At 43.7% G+C, this 15,898-nt stretch carries 16 protein-coding genes; 7 read left to right on the forward strand and 9 right to left on the reverse strand.

All coding sequences use genetic code 11. The annotated features are described in order from the left end of the window. Positions 1-149: 149 nt before the first annotated feature. Positions 150-755, reverse strand: a complete 606-nt coding sequence (locus FTU00_RS03230; RefSeq protein ID WP_180179077.1) for a LysE family translocator — start codon at positions 753-755, stop codon at positions 150-152. Between the two features lie 113 nt (positions 756-868). Between FTU00_RS03230 and FTU00_RS03235 the strand changes: the two genes are divergently transcribed. After that, on the forward strand, positions 869-1,363 hold the full coding sequence (locus tag FTU00_RS03235) for an Lrp/AsnC family transcriptional regulator (RefSeq protein ID WP_005236726.1): 495 nt from the start codon (positions 869-871) through the stop codon (positions 1,361-1,363). Positions 1,364-1,411: 48 nt separating this feature from the next. Here the strand turns inward: FTU00_RS03235 and FTU00_RS03240 are convergent, their stop codons facing one another. The 7 genes from FTU00_RS03240 to FTU00_RS03270 all read right to left on the reverse strand — a co-directional run bounded on the left by FTU00_RS03240 (position 1,412) and on the right by FTU00_RS03270 (position 7,519). Continuing rightward, on the reverse strand, positions 1,412-1,786 hold the full coding sequence (locus tag FTU00_RS03240; RefSeq protein WP_180002083.1) for a hypothetical protein: 375 nt from the start codon (positions 1,784-1,786) through the stop codon (positions 1,412-1,414). A 207-nt stretch (positions 1,787-1,993) separates the two neighbouring features. Beyond that, a complete protein-coding gene (gene xerA / locus FTU00_RS03245; protein ID WP_373683617.1) occupies positions 1,994-2,884 on the reverse strand; it encodes a site-specific tyrosine recombinase/integron integrase in 891 nt (296 codons plus the stop codon). Positions 2,885-2,910: 26 nt separating this feature from the next. Continuing rightward, positions 2,911-3,528, reverse strand: coding sequence for an alpha/beta fold hydrolase (locus tag FTU00_RS03250; protein ID WP_180179078.1), 618 nt, complete (start codon positions 3,526-3,528; stop codon positions 2,911-2,913). Between the two features lie 95 nt (positions 3,529-3,623). Further along, positions 3,624-4,469 (reverse strand): diaminopimelate epimerase, encoded by an 846-nt coding sequence (gene dapF / locus FTU00_RS03255; protein ID WP_180179079.1) that lies wholly within the window; start codon positions 4,467-4,469, stop codon positions 3,624-3,626. Between the two features lie 12 nt (positions 4,470-4,481). Further along, on the reverse strand, positions 4,482-5,726 hold the full coding sequence (gene lysA, locus FTU00_RS03260) for a diaminopimelate decarboxylase (RefSeq protein WP_159124420.1): 1,245 nt from the start codon (positions 5,724-5,726) through the stop codon (positions 4,482-4,484). Positions 5,727-5,750: 24 nt separating this feature from the next. Continuing rightward, complete coding sequence (locus FTU00_RS03265) at positions 5,751-5,984, reverse strand: hypothetical protein (RefSeq protein WP_180179080.1); 234 nt, start codon at positions 5,982-5,984, stop codon at positions 5,751-5,753. Between the two features lie 131 nt (positions 5,985-6,115). Then, a complete protein-coding gene (locus FTU00_RS03270; RefSeq protein WP_180179081.1) occupies positions 6,116-7,519 on the reverse strand; it encodes an amino acid permease in 1,404 nt (467 codons plus the stop codon). A 321-nt stretch (positions 7,520-7,840) separates the two neighbouring features. On the opposite strand from FTU00_RS03270, the gene FTU00_RS03275 reads away from it, so the two are divergent. Then, a complete protein-coding gene (locus FTU00_RS03275; protein WP_005236738.1) occupies positions 7,841-9,187 on the forward strand; it encodes a sodium:alanine symporter family protein in 1,347 nt (448 codons plus the stop codon). Positions 9,188-9,259: 72 nt separating this feature from the next. On the opposite strand, the gene FTU00_RS03280 is transcribed toward FTU00_RS03275, so the two are convergent. Then, complete coding sequence (locus FTU00_RS03280) at positions 9,260-9,691, reverse strand: hypothetical protein (RefSeq protein WP_180179082.1); 432 nt, start codon at positions 9,689-9,691, stop codon at positions 9,260-9,262. A 190-nt stretch (positions 9,692-9,881) separates the two neighbouring features. Between FTU00_RS03280 and radA the strand changes: the two genes are divergently transcribed. The 5 genes from radA (at position 9,882) to metF (ending at position 15,875) form a co-directional block, all read left to right on the forward strand. Next, entirely contained in the window at positions 9,882-11,270 is a 1,389-nt protein-coding gene (radA, locus tag FTU00_RS03285; protein ID WP_005236740.1) for a DNA repair protein RadA, read from the forward strand. Between the two features lie 117 nt (positions 11,271-11,387). After that, positions 11,388-12,392, forward strand: a complete 1,005-nt coding sequence (locus FTU00_RS03290; protein WP_180053136.1) for a Tim44 domain-containing protein — start codon at positions 11,388-11,390, stop codon at positions 12,390-12,392. Between the two features lie 249 nt (positions 12,393-12,641). Next, the gene (locus FTU00_RS03295) at positions 12,642-13,166 is read left to right on the forward strand and encodes a tetratricopeptide repeat protein (protein WP_179992793.1); all 525 of its coding nucleotides are present in this window, start codon (positions 12,642-12,644) and stop codon (positions 13,164-13,166) included. Positions 13,167-13,471: 305 nt separating this feature from the next. Continuing rightward, on the forward strand, positions 13,472-14,854 hold the full coding sequence (gene ahcY / locus FTU00_RS03300) for an adenosylhomocysteinase (RefSeq protein WP_005236746.1): 1,383 nt from the start codon (positions 13,472-13,474) through the stop codon (positions 14,852-14,854). A 184-nt stretch (positions 14,855-15,038) separates the two neighbouring features. After that, on the forward strand, positions 15,039-15,875 hold the full coding sequence (gene metF / locus FTU00_RS03305) for a methylenetetrahydrofolate reductase [NAD(P)H] (protein ID WP_180179083.1): 837 nt from the start codon (positions 15,039-15,041) through the stop codon (positions 15,873-15,875). Positions 15,876-15,898 lie beyond the last annotated feature (23 nt).

A 15,898-nucleotide genomic window follows, 5' to 3' on the forward strand; every position in this document is an offset into this window, starting at 1 on the left:
ATAGAGAATTGTTCATCATTTATTCTGCATATCTGCTCAATTTACTCCGCTTTATTTTGTTGGCAGGTCTAAAAATCGGGTTGTCATCAATCTATAAATATAAAAAAAGCATACCGGGAGCAGTATGCTTTTTTAAAATACGCCATTGCTTAATTAATAATTAACCAGCTTGCAGCAAGGGCAAGTAAACCACCTGAGGTGCCATCAACCCATTTCTGTTTACGCTCATCAATTTGTGTATTGCGGATAATTCTGCTGAACAGAATGCTGAGAGCACAATAAACAATGAAAATCATGCCGATAAAAATAAAAGAGAGAATTAAGCCTTGGCTTACAGTATTTCCGCTTTTATCGATAAACTGCGGCAAGATCGCAAAATAGATCAGCATGCCTTTAGGATTGAGTAAGGCCGTAAAGAAGCCTTTTTTCACTGGATTAGCACTGGTCTTTTTCTCAATTTTCATTGAATTTTTGCTAAATACTGATTTCAACAGGCTACAAGCCAGATAGAGCAAATAAGCAATACCCAACCAGCGAATCGCCTCAAACAATACCGGAAAAGACACGATAATGGCTGCGATTCCTAATGCTACCAAAATGGAATGTACCAGATAGCCTGTACAGATCCCGATGGTTGCCATCATGCCTGCTTTTGCATCTTTACCCATCACTTGAGACAGGATAAACAGCATATCTGGTCCAGGTGTAAAAATCAGGGGGAGCACGGTCAGTGCAAAAAGTGCAAATACAGACATTTCCTTTTTCCTTTGAATCTTCGGAAAGTGAAATTAGTATCTGCGAATTTTTACAAAATAGGCTTTCAATTTATTTTATAATAAGTATTATTTTTCGAATTATATTCTAATTTATGAAAATATCTTCCAAGTCTGTGCGAGTAAAACTTGATCGAATTGATAAAAATATCATTCATCACTTGCAAGCCAATGGTCGTATTCAGAACAACGATCTGGCACGTGAAATTGGACTATCCCCTTCTTCCTGTCTGCGTCGGGTGAAATTGCTTGAAGATGCGGGCGTGATCCAAAATTACACCACCATCGTGGATTCACAGAAAATCGGTTTTCAACTGATTCTGTTTTCACGGATCTGGCTGGTCGGTCAGGATGCAGAAACCATTGATACTTTTATTGAGGCGATGAAAGAGCTGCCTCAGGTGATGGAGTGCTATATCATTCTGGGTGAATGTGATGCGATGTTAAAAGTTGTGGTGCCTGATCTGGAAAGTTACCGTAAATTCCAGTCCACACATTTGACCAAGAAAAATGGCATTACCAGTGTCAAAACAGATTTACCCAGCCAGATTATCAAGCAAAGTTTTCAGTTACCCTTGGATGACTTATAAAATATTTTAGCAATAAAAAAGGATGACCTTAGTCATCCTTCATGTTCATTAAACTTGCAGAAAGTCACGATGCACATGACTCAGTTCAATCAGTTCATAAGACTTCAGATCGAAAATATTCCAAATTTCGAGCGCATCTTCTTTTAGGTCAACAGCTTTACTGGCTCGCTGCGTGGTCTGCCATTGCAGATCAGAAATCCATAGATAATACTGGTCTGTCTCAGGATTATAAGCCTGTATTTTCCCTTCCGCATTAATCCCTTGCACAATTGCCCCTTCAGGGAGAACGGCTTCAATAGTGGGCAAGCTAATCTCAACAAAATGTTTGATCTGGCGTAAACCATAACCCGCGAACATGTCTTTTTGAGCTGGGCTTAACTGCGCATACTTTTGTTGTATATCCGGGATAATTGCTGTGTCCATAAAAATTCCAGTATCGAGATTGCTGATTTTCTTTTAAAAATTGATTACTATTTATACTTATATCCGAAAACAGCCATTTGAAAAATAAGACAATAGTGAAATATCTTTCTAACAGTCTGTTCAGGTCATATTTTGAGCATGATACATGAAAGTTTTGTGCCATGAATCCTAATCATCCGACAAGCGGAAGAAAACTTTATATTTTTCCTATTCTTTATGCTGTGCCCGCGGATGCGCCTGATCATAAATCTGCGCAAGTCGATCAAAATCAATATGAGTATAAATTTGTGTAGTACTCAAATTGCTATGCCCCAACATTTCCTGAACGGCACGAAGATCACCGCTATTCGACAGCATATGACTGGCAAAACAATGCCGCAATAAATGCGGATGCAGGTCAACATTAACCCCTGCACGCTGCGCCTGAAACTTGACCCGGTTTTCAATTTGCCGTGCACCGAGCGGATTGCCTTTTTGGGTGATAAATACATTCGCGTCAGGTACAAAATCACCATTCCAGAGCGGATAAATTTTTAGCCATTCCATCAGACTGTCTTTGGCTTTTGAACCAAAAGGCACTACCCGGGTTTTATTGCCTTTACCAGTAATACGCAAGAGCTGACGATTAAAATCAACATCCTTGATTCTTAAGCTCTGAATTTCTGCCAAACGTAAACCACTGGAATAGAGTAATTCCAGAATCGCCTTGTCTCTCAACCACATTTGCTGCTGCGCTTCGGTTTCTGGAGCCGGCTGGTCCAGAATCTGGTTCACAGTTTCAATATCCACCATACCCGGCAAAGGACGTGACTGACGTTTCAACTGAAAATCATCAGCCGGATTAAATGCCAGATACTGCGCCTGCTCTGCCCATTTCATGAACTGGCGAATCGAAGAAAGCATCCGTTGCAAGCTACTTGAACTTAATCCGTGCTGCTCGACTTTTTCAGCCAGAAATTGACGTAAATCTGTGGCTTCCACATCATTGAGTGCCAGTCGTTGTACTGCGCAGAACTCCAGAAAATCAGCCACATCACGTTCATAGGCCTGCAAGGTATGTTTAGACTGGTTCTGGATCTCACGTTCTTTGAGCCAGATTCCGAGCAAGTCTTTTGCAGAAAGCTTTACTTGCTCCATTCAATTGACTCCAGCCAGGCTTCAATCAGTTCTGCGGTCTGTACCGGATGAGTCGCCGCAAAGAAATGATCCCCGTTTTGAATTATATACAGGTTTGCATGTTTCAAATTTTGCTTTAAGCATTGCCCCACCTGAACGGTACTTAAAGAGTCTTGATCACCCCAGATCAATAGAACAGGAATCTCAAGATTGCTTAACTGTTTCAGGCTAAATACGGTTTGATCTTGTAAAAACCAATCAGGAACATCTTTAAACTGCTCGCGATAATCTATCCGCCAGTCAGCACAACCGAACTGTGATAGATCCACACCACCAGAAGTTGCCAATAAAACCAGTCCTTTGACTTTCTGTGGATGATGCAGTGCAATCCCAACTGCAAGAACTCCCCCCATGGACTGGGCAACCAGAATCGAATCATCCTCAATCTGCTCTGTGATGAGTTCCTGCAGATCATGAAGATTTTGAATAGTTGAATTTGGTTCTACCCCATCGAAGCCCGGATATGTCAATATTTTTGTAGATTGATCTGTTTTTAAATGAGCCAACAACGGCTGCCAAAAGCCTTGGCTGCCTGATGCACCCGGTAAAAACACAAGCTGATTCATAGAGCTGTTGTGATATCAATTAAATATGGAATTCATCCTATCATAAAAAAAGCACCGTACTATGTGCGGTGCTTTTTAGAGAAATAAATGTGGGATTAACCCTGGAAGTAGCGCAAGTCCAGTCGACCTTCATAAACATTGGCGGTTGGACCTGTCATCCAGACTACATCACCTTCTTTCCATTCAATCTGCAATTTACCACCCGCAAGTTCAATTTCGACCTTGCTAGATAACAAACCACGGCGCATACCAGACACTGCTGCAGCACAGGCACCTGTACCACAAGCCAGTGTTTCGCCTACACCACGCTCATAAACACGTAAACGAGCATGCTTTTCATCAATGATCTGCATAAATCCAGCATTAACGCGTGCCGGGAAACGCACATGAGATTCCACCTGTGGACCAATTTTAGCCACATCAGCAGTCAACACATCCGGAACAATCGTCACTGCATGTGGATTACCCATATTCACCACATCAATCGTCAGTTTCTCACCACCCACCAGATCGATGTCATACAGATTTTCCGGTTCTTCAGCCACGAATGGAATTTCCTGAGGTAGGAATTTTGGATAACCCATATTCACTCGTACCCAGCCATTGGCACCAAGTTCAGGTTCCACGATTCCAGCTTTGGTCTGTACCTTGATTTTGGTTTTAGTCGTTAATTGACGTTCATGCACGAAACGGGCAAAACAGCGCACACCATTACCGCACTGCTCAACTTCAGAACCATCCGCATTAAAAATACGGTATTTAAAATCTGCACTTGGAATATCAGGCGGTTCAACAATCAAGAGCTGGTCAAAACCCACACCAAAGTTACGATTTGCCAAGCGCTGAATAGTGAGAGTATCCAGATAAGCACGCTGGCTAATCAGGTCTACCACCATAAAATCATTGCCCAAGCCATGCATCTTGGTAAATTCAAGCAACATTATTCAGTCTCCTTAAGGCAATAAACGCTCACGTTCCCAAAGTGATTCAACCGTTTCACGCTCACGAATCAGATGCGCCTGATCACCATCCACCATCACTTCAGCAGCACGGCCACGACTGTTATAGTTTGAACTCATTACGAAACCATATGCACCAGCCCCAAGAACTGCTAGTACATCATTTTCTTTAATGGCAAGCTCGCGTTCTTTGCCCAGGAAATCGCCTGTTTCACAGATCGCGCCCACCACATCCCATTCTTTTGTTTCCACATCTGTACGCGGTGTCACAGACTGAATATCCATCCATGCTTCATATAAAGCTGGACGAATCAGGTCATTCATCGCGGCATCAATGATGGCAAAGTTACGGTGATTGGTTGGTTTCAGCAGATCCACTTTGGTCAGTAAAACACCTGCATTGGCAGAGATACTACGACCCGGCTCCATATAAACTTTCAGGCCCAGTTTTTCTAAAGCCGGACGCATGGCATTGGCATATTCTTCAACCGATGGGGGTGTTTCATCTTTATATGTCACACCCAGACCACCACCGATATCGATGTGTTTCAAGTTGATGCCCATATCTTTCAGCTTGTCGATCATCACAATAACACGATCCAGCGCATCAACAAACGGCTGAGTTTCAGTCAACTGCGAACCGATATGACAGTCAATCCCGACCACTTCAAGATTTGGCAATGATGCTGCATAAGCATAGGTATCAAATACGCTATCTGATGGAATACCAAATTTGTTTTCTTTTAAACCAGTGGAAATATATGGATGAGTCTTGGCATCAACATCCGGATTAACACGTAGAGAAATCGGCGCTTTAACCTTAAGTTCAGCCGCTACTTTCTGAATACGGTCCAGTTCGGCATAAGATTCCACATTAAAACAGGCGATGCCTACTTCTAATGCCTTTTTAATATCTGCTTCAGATTTACCCAAGCCTGAGAATACGATTTTTGAAGGCTCACCACCGGCTTTCAAGACACGAGCCAGTTCACCACCAGTCACGATATCGAAACCAGCACCCTGCTTGGCCAATACATTCAATACCGCAAGATTAGAGTTTGACTTTACCGCAAAACAGATTTGATGATCGATAAAGCTAAAAGCACGGTCCATATCCAGATAATGCTTTTCAAAAGTTGCTTTTGAATAAACATAAAGTGGTGTGCCAAATTGCTCTGCGAGCTGTTGCAGTGAACATTGCTCAGCATGCAATACCCCATTAATGCGGGTGAAACTCATGAATGTATCCTTTCTCTGAAAGTCTTAAGGAGATGGTGTTGAATCGGATTCAGCGGGCGCTTCAAACTGCTGCTTGACCGGCGCATCCTGTTGTTCATCTGATACTTGCGGTGCAGATTCAGTATTTTTATAGAGTAAATACTTGGCACGTTTATCGTAGTTTGGATCATTTGAAAGATGTAAAGCTCCCGACTGACCACAACCGACCAAGACAAAACCGACTGTAATTAAACTGATGTAGCAAATGACTTGACGCATCTGACCACCTATATGAGTATTTTCGATGAAGTATAACGCGATCATCCGTATGACCAAAGCGCTAAACGCTAGAGAGTATATTCAGACATAAAAAAACGCCAGCAGATCGCTGACGTTTTTATTGATATGGATTATTTATGTTTCTGTTTATAGAAACCTAAATATCCAATAATCAGCAAAATGAACCAGACCGGGCTAACCATCAAGGCACGACGGGTATCATCTTCCAGTGACAACACACCAATCATGCCGACAAAGAAAATAATCACGATCCAGCAAGTTACTAATCCACCAGGCAACTTGAATATGGATTTAGCATGCAATTCTGGACGGGTACGGTAATAGATCATATAACTCCAGATAATGATCAGCCATACACAGATAAACAGGATGGTCGACAGAGTTGTTGCCAAAGTAAATGCTTCAACCGTATTTGGTACGAAGTACTGTAATGCTGCACCGAGCAATAAACAGATCGCAGAGAAATACAAAGCATTGGCTGGAACGGCGCGCGAATTCAAACGACCAAAGGCTTTCGGTGCCTGTTCTTCCCGAGACAAACCAAACAGCATACGGCTGGTTGAGAACACCCCACTGTTCATCGATGACATTACTGATGACAACACCACCAGATTCATGATGATTGCAGCCGCTGCAATACCTGCCTGACTGAACAGATTCACAAACGGAGAAACATTTGGATTGATCTGATCCCATGGCGTTACTGACATCACAATGATCAGAGCCAGCACATAGAAAATAATGATACGGATCGGGATCGAGTTCACCGCTTTAGGCAAGTTACGCTCTGGATCTTTGGTTTCAGCAGCCGTAGTACCAACCAGCTCTACACCCACAAAGGCGAAAATCGCAATCTGGAAACCGGCCAGGAAGCCCATAGTCCCTGTCGGGAATAAACCGCCATGATCCCAGATATGCGCAAATGAAGCGACCGTACCTGCATCACTAGTAAAGCCAGTAAAGATCATCCATAAACCTACGGCGATCAGTACAATAATGGCGATAATCTTGATCAAAGCAAACCAGAATTCCATTTCACCAAACAGTTTCACGGTTGCCAGGTTCAAGCCCATAATAAAGACAATAGAGGCAATACTGATCAACACGCCTTCATCCGGAGTAAATGGCAGACCGTTATTAAAGAATTGCAAGTAATAGATAATGGCTGACAAATCCGCGATACCAATCGTGATCCAGCATAACCAGTAGGTCCAGCCGACAAAATAACCTGCCCATGGCCCGATCAGATCTGTGGCAAAATCAATAAAAGATTTATATTGCAGATTGGATAACAATAATTCACCCAATGCACGCATGACCAGAAACACCATAAAACCGATGATCATATAAATCACCAGAATGGATGGTCCTGCCAGGCTAATGGTTTTCCCTGAACCCATAAACAGGCCGGTGCCAATCGCACCCCCAATGGCAATTAACTGCAGGTGCCGGTTGGATAAACTACGCTGTAGCTCACCATCTTCCGATGATGAGTGACTATATTTTTCTGACATTATTTCATTTCAACTTTGAGTTTTAATCGCGACAAATTAACGTAAAAAACATGGAATACAAAAAGAAAATTCGCATCATTTGTATTTTCCAACTAATCTTGCAAGTTAATTTATTTTTCTTATATCAATATTCATTTATCTTTAGTCTTAGTTTTAAGGCGCAATGAATACAGGATTTTTCTTGTCAAAGCGCTGAAACTATGTAAAAAATAGAATACAAATCCGCCAATATTCGCGTTTAGGATGAGCGCGCATGGCATAGCAATTGCTTTTCAATCAACATCTCAAATAAAGCTGACACGGATAAATAAGAAGAAATTTATGCAAAATTTACAAAGCATCATGGAAACCGTCAGTGGCTGGGTCTGGGGCCCATATATGCTGGTCCTCATTGTCGGTACCGGTATATTCCTGACCTTCCGCCTGCTGTTCTGGCAGTTCCGCATGTTGCCACTGGCCTTTAAACAGGTTTTTGGCAAACACCCTTCGCATGAAGGCGATATTTCCCAGTTTGGCTCACTCATGACCGCGCTGTCAGCTACCATCGGTACCGGTAATATTGCCGGTGTGGCAACTGCCTGTGTGCTGGGCGGCCCAGGGGCCGTATTCTGGATGTGGATGACTGCCCTGTTCGGAATGGCAACCAAATATGGCGAAGGTGTATTGGCCGTCAAATACCGGGTTAAAAATGAACGCGGTGAAATGTCTGGCGGTCCAATGTATTACATTGAGCGTGGCCTTAAATGGAAATGGCTGGCGCTGATCTTTGCGTTCTTTGGTGCTGTAGCGTCTTTCGGAATTGGTAGTTCAGTGCAATCCAATACAGTAGCACTCGCGGTAGAAAATGGTTTCGGCCTGGAAACCTGGGTTACAGGGATCGTGATCACTGCGTTTTCTGCACTGGTAATTCTAGGCGGGATTAAGTGGATTTCTAGAGCTGCTTCCTTCATCGTACCGATCATGGCGATTGGCTATGTGGCGGGCGGTCTGATTATTATTTTCACTCATCTCGATTTAGTTGGCCCTGCACTGAAAATGATTTTCACCTATGCCTTTACTGGTGAAGCTGCCGTAGGTGGTGCGATTGGTGCAGCAATTCGTTATGGTGTTGCGCGTGGTGTCTTCTCGAATGAAGCTGGTATGGGTTCGGCACCGATTGCCGCTGCTGCTGCAAAAACCGATCATCCTGCCCGTCAAGGTCTGGTTTCCATGACCGGAACTTTTATTGACACGATTATTGTCTGTTCGATTACCGGTATTGTCTTGGTGATGGGCTTCATCATGGCCGGTAGTGATTTTGGTGGACAAACCGGTGCTGTTCTGACCGTTTCTACATTTAACAAATTGCTGCCAGGTGTTGGTGGCTGGATTGTGACCTTCGGCATTATCTTCTTCGCCTATTCCACCATTTTAGGCTGGAGCTACTACGGGGAAAAATGTGCCACCTATCTGCTCGGTGAAAAATTTGTATTCCCTTATCGCATCATTTATATCGCTTCAGTATTTATTGGCTGTGTAGCAACACTGGATCTGGTCTGGCTGTTCGCAGATACCTTCAACGGTTTGATGGCGATTCCAAACTTGATCGGCCTGCTACTGCTGTCTGGGGTGATCGTGAAAGAATCCAAAGATTTTATTGCTCGCCGTAAATCAGGTGAACTGTATTAATAAAATTTAAAACCCTTAATAAAAAAGCCACTTTCTTAGTGGCTTTTTTATTATTTAAGTTTTCTAAAACTATCAGTTCACACGGCCAGAAAATTCATCGTCATCATCATGAGCTTGATTTAGATTTAAGAACTCTTCACGGTCTGCTTCAATTTCCAGCGCAGTTTCTAGAGATAATACAAAGAACAGCACTCCCGGAATCTTCATCTCCCCTTCGGCATCTTCCAGATGTTCACTGACCATTTGGTAAACCGGATGGGCTTCATCAAATGGCACATCGATATAAAGATCACCTGAATAACTTTCAATTACGCCAAGCTGTTCTATCCCCATACAGGGTGCAAAATTAATTTGGCGTTGCTCCAGCCATTCCATCAGGTTCTGACGTAAATGATAGGACTCAGCATCTGCATTTTCATGTTCGTAATTTTCAAAATGTACAAATAATACATCACGGTCTTTTTCACGTGCGATCGCATCGATATGTTTTAAAAGTTGTGGCATGTCAGGTTTCCTGTACCCGTGATGAATTTTCTCATTATAGAAGGTATTTTACTTTCATGTAGAAAGGTACATCCATAAGCGTCATATGTTGACGTAAATCACTGACTTTTTTCAGCGAAAGGTCTTGGTTTTCAGTCTCATTCACCGCTATGCTGTAGCCCCCCATTCCCAATATTTATTTTCGGAAATTATGGCTAAAGCAAAAAGTGTGTATCGTTGTGAACAATGTGGAGCTGACCATCCCAAATGGGCGGGTCAGTGTTCTGAATGTGGGGAATGGAACAGTCTGGTAGAAGTCAGTATTGCGCCTGCAACGACACATCGTGCTCAGCCAAAGATTGGCGGCTATGCAGGTCAGGCAGCTGCGATTACTACGCTGAATAAAGTCTCCGTTTCACATGAAACCCGGTTGCAAACAGGGATTGGTGAGTTTGACCGAGTCTTAGGCGGTGGTCTCGTTACAGGTTCTGTGGTACTGATTGGTGGTGACCCGGGGATTGGTAAATCAACTATTCTGCTGCAAACCGCAACCCATATGGCAGCAGGCAATAGCTCTGCCCTGTATGTGACAGGTGAAGAATCCCTGTCTCAGGTGGCATTACGCGCCCAGCGTCTGGACTTACCAACTAACCAATTGAAAGTCATGGCAGAAACCTGTGTGGAACGCATTTGCGAGGTGCTTGCACAGGAACGTCCTGCTGTTGCGATTTTGGACTCGATTCAGACTTTATATACCGAAACCTTGCAGTCTGCACCAGGTGGTGTGTCACAGATTCGTGAATCTGCAGCCCTACTGACCCGTTTCGCCAAAAATAGCGGCACTGCCCTGTTTATTGTTGGTCACGTGACCAAAGAAGGTGCCTTAGCAGGTCCGCGTGTATTGGAACATATGGTGGACTGTGTGCTGTATTTTGAAGGCCAGTCGGATTCTCGTTACCGTATGATCCGCGCAGTCAAAAACCGTTTCGGTGCAGTCAATGAACTTGGCGTCTTTGGCATGACCGATAAAGGTCTGCGTGAAGTCGCCAATCCATCTGCCATTTTCCTCAGTCGTTATGATGAAGCGATTCCAGGTTCCATCGTCATGATTAGCCGTGAAGGAACTCGCCCACTCCTGGTTGAAGTTCAGGCTTTGGTCGATGATGCTCATGGCCAGCCACGCCGTGTAGCCTTGGGGTTAGAGCAGAATCGTCTGAATATGCTGCTGGCCGTGATGCACCGTCATGGTGGCGTACAAACATCCGGACAGGATGTCTATGTCAATATCGTCGGTGGTTTAAAGATTACCGAAACCGGTTCTGACCTGGCTGTACTTTTAGCGTGTGCATCCAGTATCCGGACTAAAGCCTTGCCTCAGCAACTCGCTGTTTTTGGTGAAGTTGGTCTTTCTGGCGAAATTCGTCCGGTGCCGAATGGTCAGGAACGTCTGAAAGAAGCCGTCAAACATGGTTTTAAATATATTATTTTACCGCGTGCCAATGCACCGCAAAAACCGATTCCCGGCGTACAGGTCATTGCTGTAGCCCGATTGCATGAAGCCCTGAGTGAAGCCATGAGCCTAAGTGATGAACTCAGTTAGTTTTAATCGATAAATCTTGCAAAAAGCTTAAAAAAATACACATTTTTGATTGAAATCCCCTATAAAGCCTATATAAATAGAGTATTCAAATAAGTTTTTTTCACATAGGAAAATTGAATGGAAGTTCGACAGCGTGGTTTGGTTGCAGGTCTTTTAACAGCAGCATTACTGGTTGCTCCTTTAACTGCTGAAGCAAAACGTGCCGGTGGCGGTAAAAGCCATGGTATGCAACGTTCTGCTGCGCCTACTCAATCTTATCAACAACCTCGTCAAGCTGCGCCAGCACAACAGGCTCCAGCCGCTGGTGCTGCAACTCAGCAAAGATCTGGTCCAGGTGTAGGTAGTATGGTTGCTGCCGGTGTAGCAGGTGCTGCAGTGGGTGCAGTTGCTGCCAATGCGCTGGCTGATGACAAAGAAGTACAAGCGGCTTCTGAAGCTCAAGCAGCTCAACAGCAACAAGAGGAAAAAGGTGGTATTCCTGGCTGGATCTGGATCTTGCTTGCTGCCGCTGTTGCCTTCTTCATTTTCCGTAAGATGGGCGTAAAAAAAAAAGTAGCTTCTAATCCATACGCTCCAAATAGTGGTGCTGGTCATTCAGCACCATTTGGTCAGACACCTCCTCGCGGTGGTGACAACACCAATATTTTTGGTCAGAACGTGGGTGGTAGCACACCAAGCACAAATGCTCCGTTTGGTTCAGCTCCGGTAAATAACGCGCCATTTGGTGCAGCCTATACCAATAGCGGCAACCAGCTTCCAGATGGAACAGAACCTGCGACTTTCTTACGTGTTGCACGTCAGCGCTTCAACCACATTCAGTCTATGAATACGGCGAGCAACATTTCAGAAATTAAACGTTACCTGACCCCTGATCTTTACCAGTCGATGTATAACGATATTATGGCAAATCAGGATCAGGACGTAGCTGAGTTCTCTAACCTGAATGCAATGGTTGTGGATTCATCGAATGAGAATGGTCAATACGTAGTAAGCGTACGCTTCACTGGTACTGTAAGTGAAGACTTGAATAGCCAACCTCAACCGTTTGCTGAAATCTGGCACTTTGTCAAACCTGCCGGTTCTCAACAAGATTGGGTGGTTGCAGGAATCCAGCAAGACTAAATTCTTATCTCATTAATCGTATATCAACAGCGGCTTTCGGGCCGCTGTTTTGCTTTCTGAATCATTGAAAAATATTTAAATTTATTCTTGTTCTCTTTCTATTCGTTTTATTGTTATTCCTCTAAACAAATAGCTTAGTTTGCGTGTTTTAAGCTCTATCAGTCGACTTTTATACAAAAGCCAGTTTTCGGATTGGCTTTTTTATTTTGAACCTTTTAATCTAGATACAAAGATATTTGAGATACTGACATGACTGAGCGTGTTTCTCCCCCTGCCACGCTGGCAAACCGCGCATTGGCAGGCAATGCCGAAGCCCAATTTGAGCTTGCCGAGCTCTATATGCAAAGCGAGCATGACGAAGACATCATGCTGGCCGAAGAGTGGGCATTGAAAGCAGCCAATGGTGGCTGGGTTGAAGCCATGTACTGGCTCGGTGAGGGTTATACGGTTTATGCCAAAGAAATCGCTGAGGAAGACCCAGAAGATTCTAAAGCTCACTTTGAGTTAGCCTATTACTGGTTGAGTAAAGCCAATTTCGAAAAACACCCTGCAGCGACTTTAGAACTGGCTGGTTTTTACCGTCGTGGTGATGTGGTCGAAAAAGATGTTGAAAAATCTATCGCTCTTGTAAAGCAAGCAGCTGAATGGGGTGAAGTTCAAGCCATGCGTGATCTTGCCTTTATTTATGCCAATGGTCTTGGTGTGGCCGCTGATGACATACAGGCAGATTACTGGACTAAGAAAGCAGATGAAATTGAGCAGGACATAGAATAAATAACAAGCCCGTCAGATGATGGGCTTTTTTACGAGAATAAAACTTTATTTCAGTTTTCAAATATCAGGATATTTCTCAAAATATTTTCAAAATTTTCTTATTAGTCAGATAATAAACAATTTCGGATTGGAACCAAATTAATTTCCAAGTACAATACCCCGCTAGTCGAGGGATGCTGCGACGTTTTACAGGTACGAAATGTAAAAGCGCCAGGCTCGACGATCGGTCCATCTTTTTCTAGACAGACCAACAACGGCATCCGCGAACTGAATGATCAATTATTGTTTTTTATAAGGAGATCGTGATGAACGCGGTTAATGCTTCATTTACAGATTATAAAGTTGCCGATATTTCCCTAGCTGACTACGGCCGTAAAGAAATCAAACTTGCAGAAGCTGAAATGCCAGCCCTCATGGGTCTGCGTAAACGCTACTCAGCTGCTAAACCGCTTGCTGGTGCCAAAATCCTTGGCTGTATCCACATGACTATTCAAACTGCGGTTTTAATTGAAACTCTGGTTGAATTAGGCGCTGAAGTTCGCTGGACTTCTTGTAACATCTTCTCTACTCAAGATCACGCTGCTGCTGCAATCGCTGCTCGTGGTATTCCTGTATTTGCTTGGAAAGGCGAAACAGAAGAAGAATACATGTGGTGTCTTGAACAACAGATCAATGTGAACGGCAAACCTTGGGATGCCAACATGATTCTGGATGATGGTGGTGACTTAACTGCTGTTGTTCACGAAAAATATCCTGAACTGATTGCAAAAATCCACGGTATTACTGAAGAAACAACTACAGGTGTAGCACGTCTTCTGGAAATGTGGAAAGACGGCTCTCTGAAAGTTCCTGCGATCAACGTCAACGATTCAGTAACCAAGTCTAAAAACGACAACAAATACGGTTGCCGTCACTCTCTAAATGATGCGATCAAACGTGCAACTGACATGCTGCTTTCTGGCCGTCGTGCATTAGTGATCGGCTATGGTGACGTAGGTAAAGGTTCTGCTCAGTCTCTTCGTCAAGAAGGTATGATCGTACGTGTATCTGAAATCGATCCAATCTGTGCGATGCAAGCATGCATGGACGGTTATGAAGTGGTTTCTCCATACAAAAATGGCGTTCAAACTGGCAAAAAAGAAGATGTGAACGTTGATCTTCTTCAAAATACCGACCTGATCGTGACTACCACTGGTAACTACCACGTATGTGACGCTGCAATGTTAGATACACTGAAAGCTGGCGCAGTGGTTTGTAACATCGGTCACTTCGACACTGAAATCGATACTAATTACCTACGTGGTTACAAATGGGTTGAAGTAAAACCTCAAGTACACCAAGTATATCGTTCAGAAAATGAAAATGATTACCTGATCCTGCTTTCTGAAGGTCGTCTGGTGAACCTGGGTAATGCAACTGGTCACCCTTCACGTGTTATGGACGGTTCATTCGCGAACCAAGTATTGGGTCAAATGCACCTGTTCGCTGAGAAATTTGCGGATCTTCCTGAAGATCAAAAACAAGCAGCGATTCGTGTAGAACTGCTTCCTAAGAAATTAGACGAAGAAGTTGCTGCTGCAATGGTTGCCGGTTTCGGTGGTGTTCTGACTCAATTGACTCCAGAACAGGCAGATTACCTAGGTGTACCTGTTGAAGGTCCATTCAAGTCTGATGCTTATAAATACTAATTTTTGATTTCCACCTCACCCCGGCCCTCTCCTATAAGGAGAGGGAGATTTCCATTGTGAAAATTGTTATAGGGTAAGTCTTTAAAGACTTTAACTATCACAATGGTAGTCCCTTCTCCCTCTGGGAGAAGGTTAGGATGAGGGTAATCTATAAAATACAAGTATTTATAAAAAGGATTTGAACATGTCTAAACAGATTCCAATTTCTTTTGAGTTTTTCCCGACCAAAACCGATGCGGGTGCAGAAAAACTTAAAACCGTACATCAAGAACTACAACTGCTGAACCCAGAATTCTTTTCTGTGACGTATGGCGCGGGTGGTTCAACACGCGAACGTACTTTATCTACGATCAATGACTTTAATGGTAAAGGTACACCCGTTGCCCCTCACCTGTCTTGTATCGGTGATGACAAAGCGCGTATCGCTGAACTGCTTGATTTGTATAAGGCACAAGGAATTAACCGTATTGTCGCGCTGCGTGGTGACTTGCCATCTGGTCAGGTGGGCCTGGGTGAACTGCCATATGCACAGGATCTGGTTCGCTTTATCCGTGAACATTCAGGTGACCACTTCCATATTGAAGTTGCCGCTTATCCTGAAATGCATCCACAAGCAGACAGCTTTGATAAAGACATTCAGCACTTTGTGGATAAAGTAAATGCTGGTGCCAATGCGGCATTGACCCAGTTCTTCTTTAACCCGGATGCATACTTCTACTTTGTAGACCGCATCCAGAAAGCAGGCATTGATATTCCAGTAGCACCAGGCATCATGCCGATTACCAATGCCAGCAACCTGATTCGCTTCGCAGATGGTACAGGCGCAGAAATTCCACGCTGGATTCGCAAGCAACTGGCAACTTATGGGGATGACACTGCAAGCATTAAAGCCTTTGGTCATGAAGTCGTCGTAAAATTCTGCGAACGCCTGATTACTGGCGGTGCACCGAGCCTGCATTTCTACACCATGAATACCACTGATCCAACCCGTCAACTTGTTAAAGACCTCGGTCTTGCATAAGTAAAATACCTGATTTGAGAGTA

It is taken from the genome of Acinetobacter sp. YH12041, assembly GCF_013419975.1.
In the GTDB taxonomy this organism is placed as follows: Bacteria; Pseudomonadota; Gammaproteobacteria; order Pseudomonadales; family Moraxellaceae; genus Acinetobacter.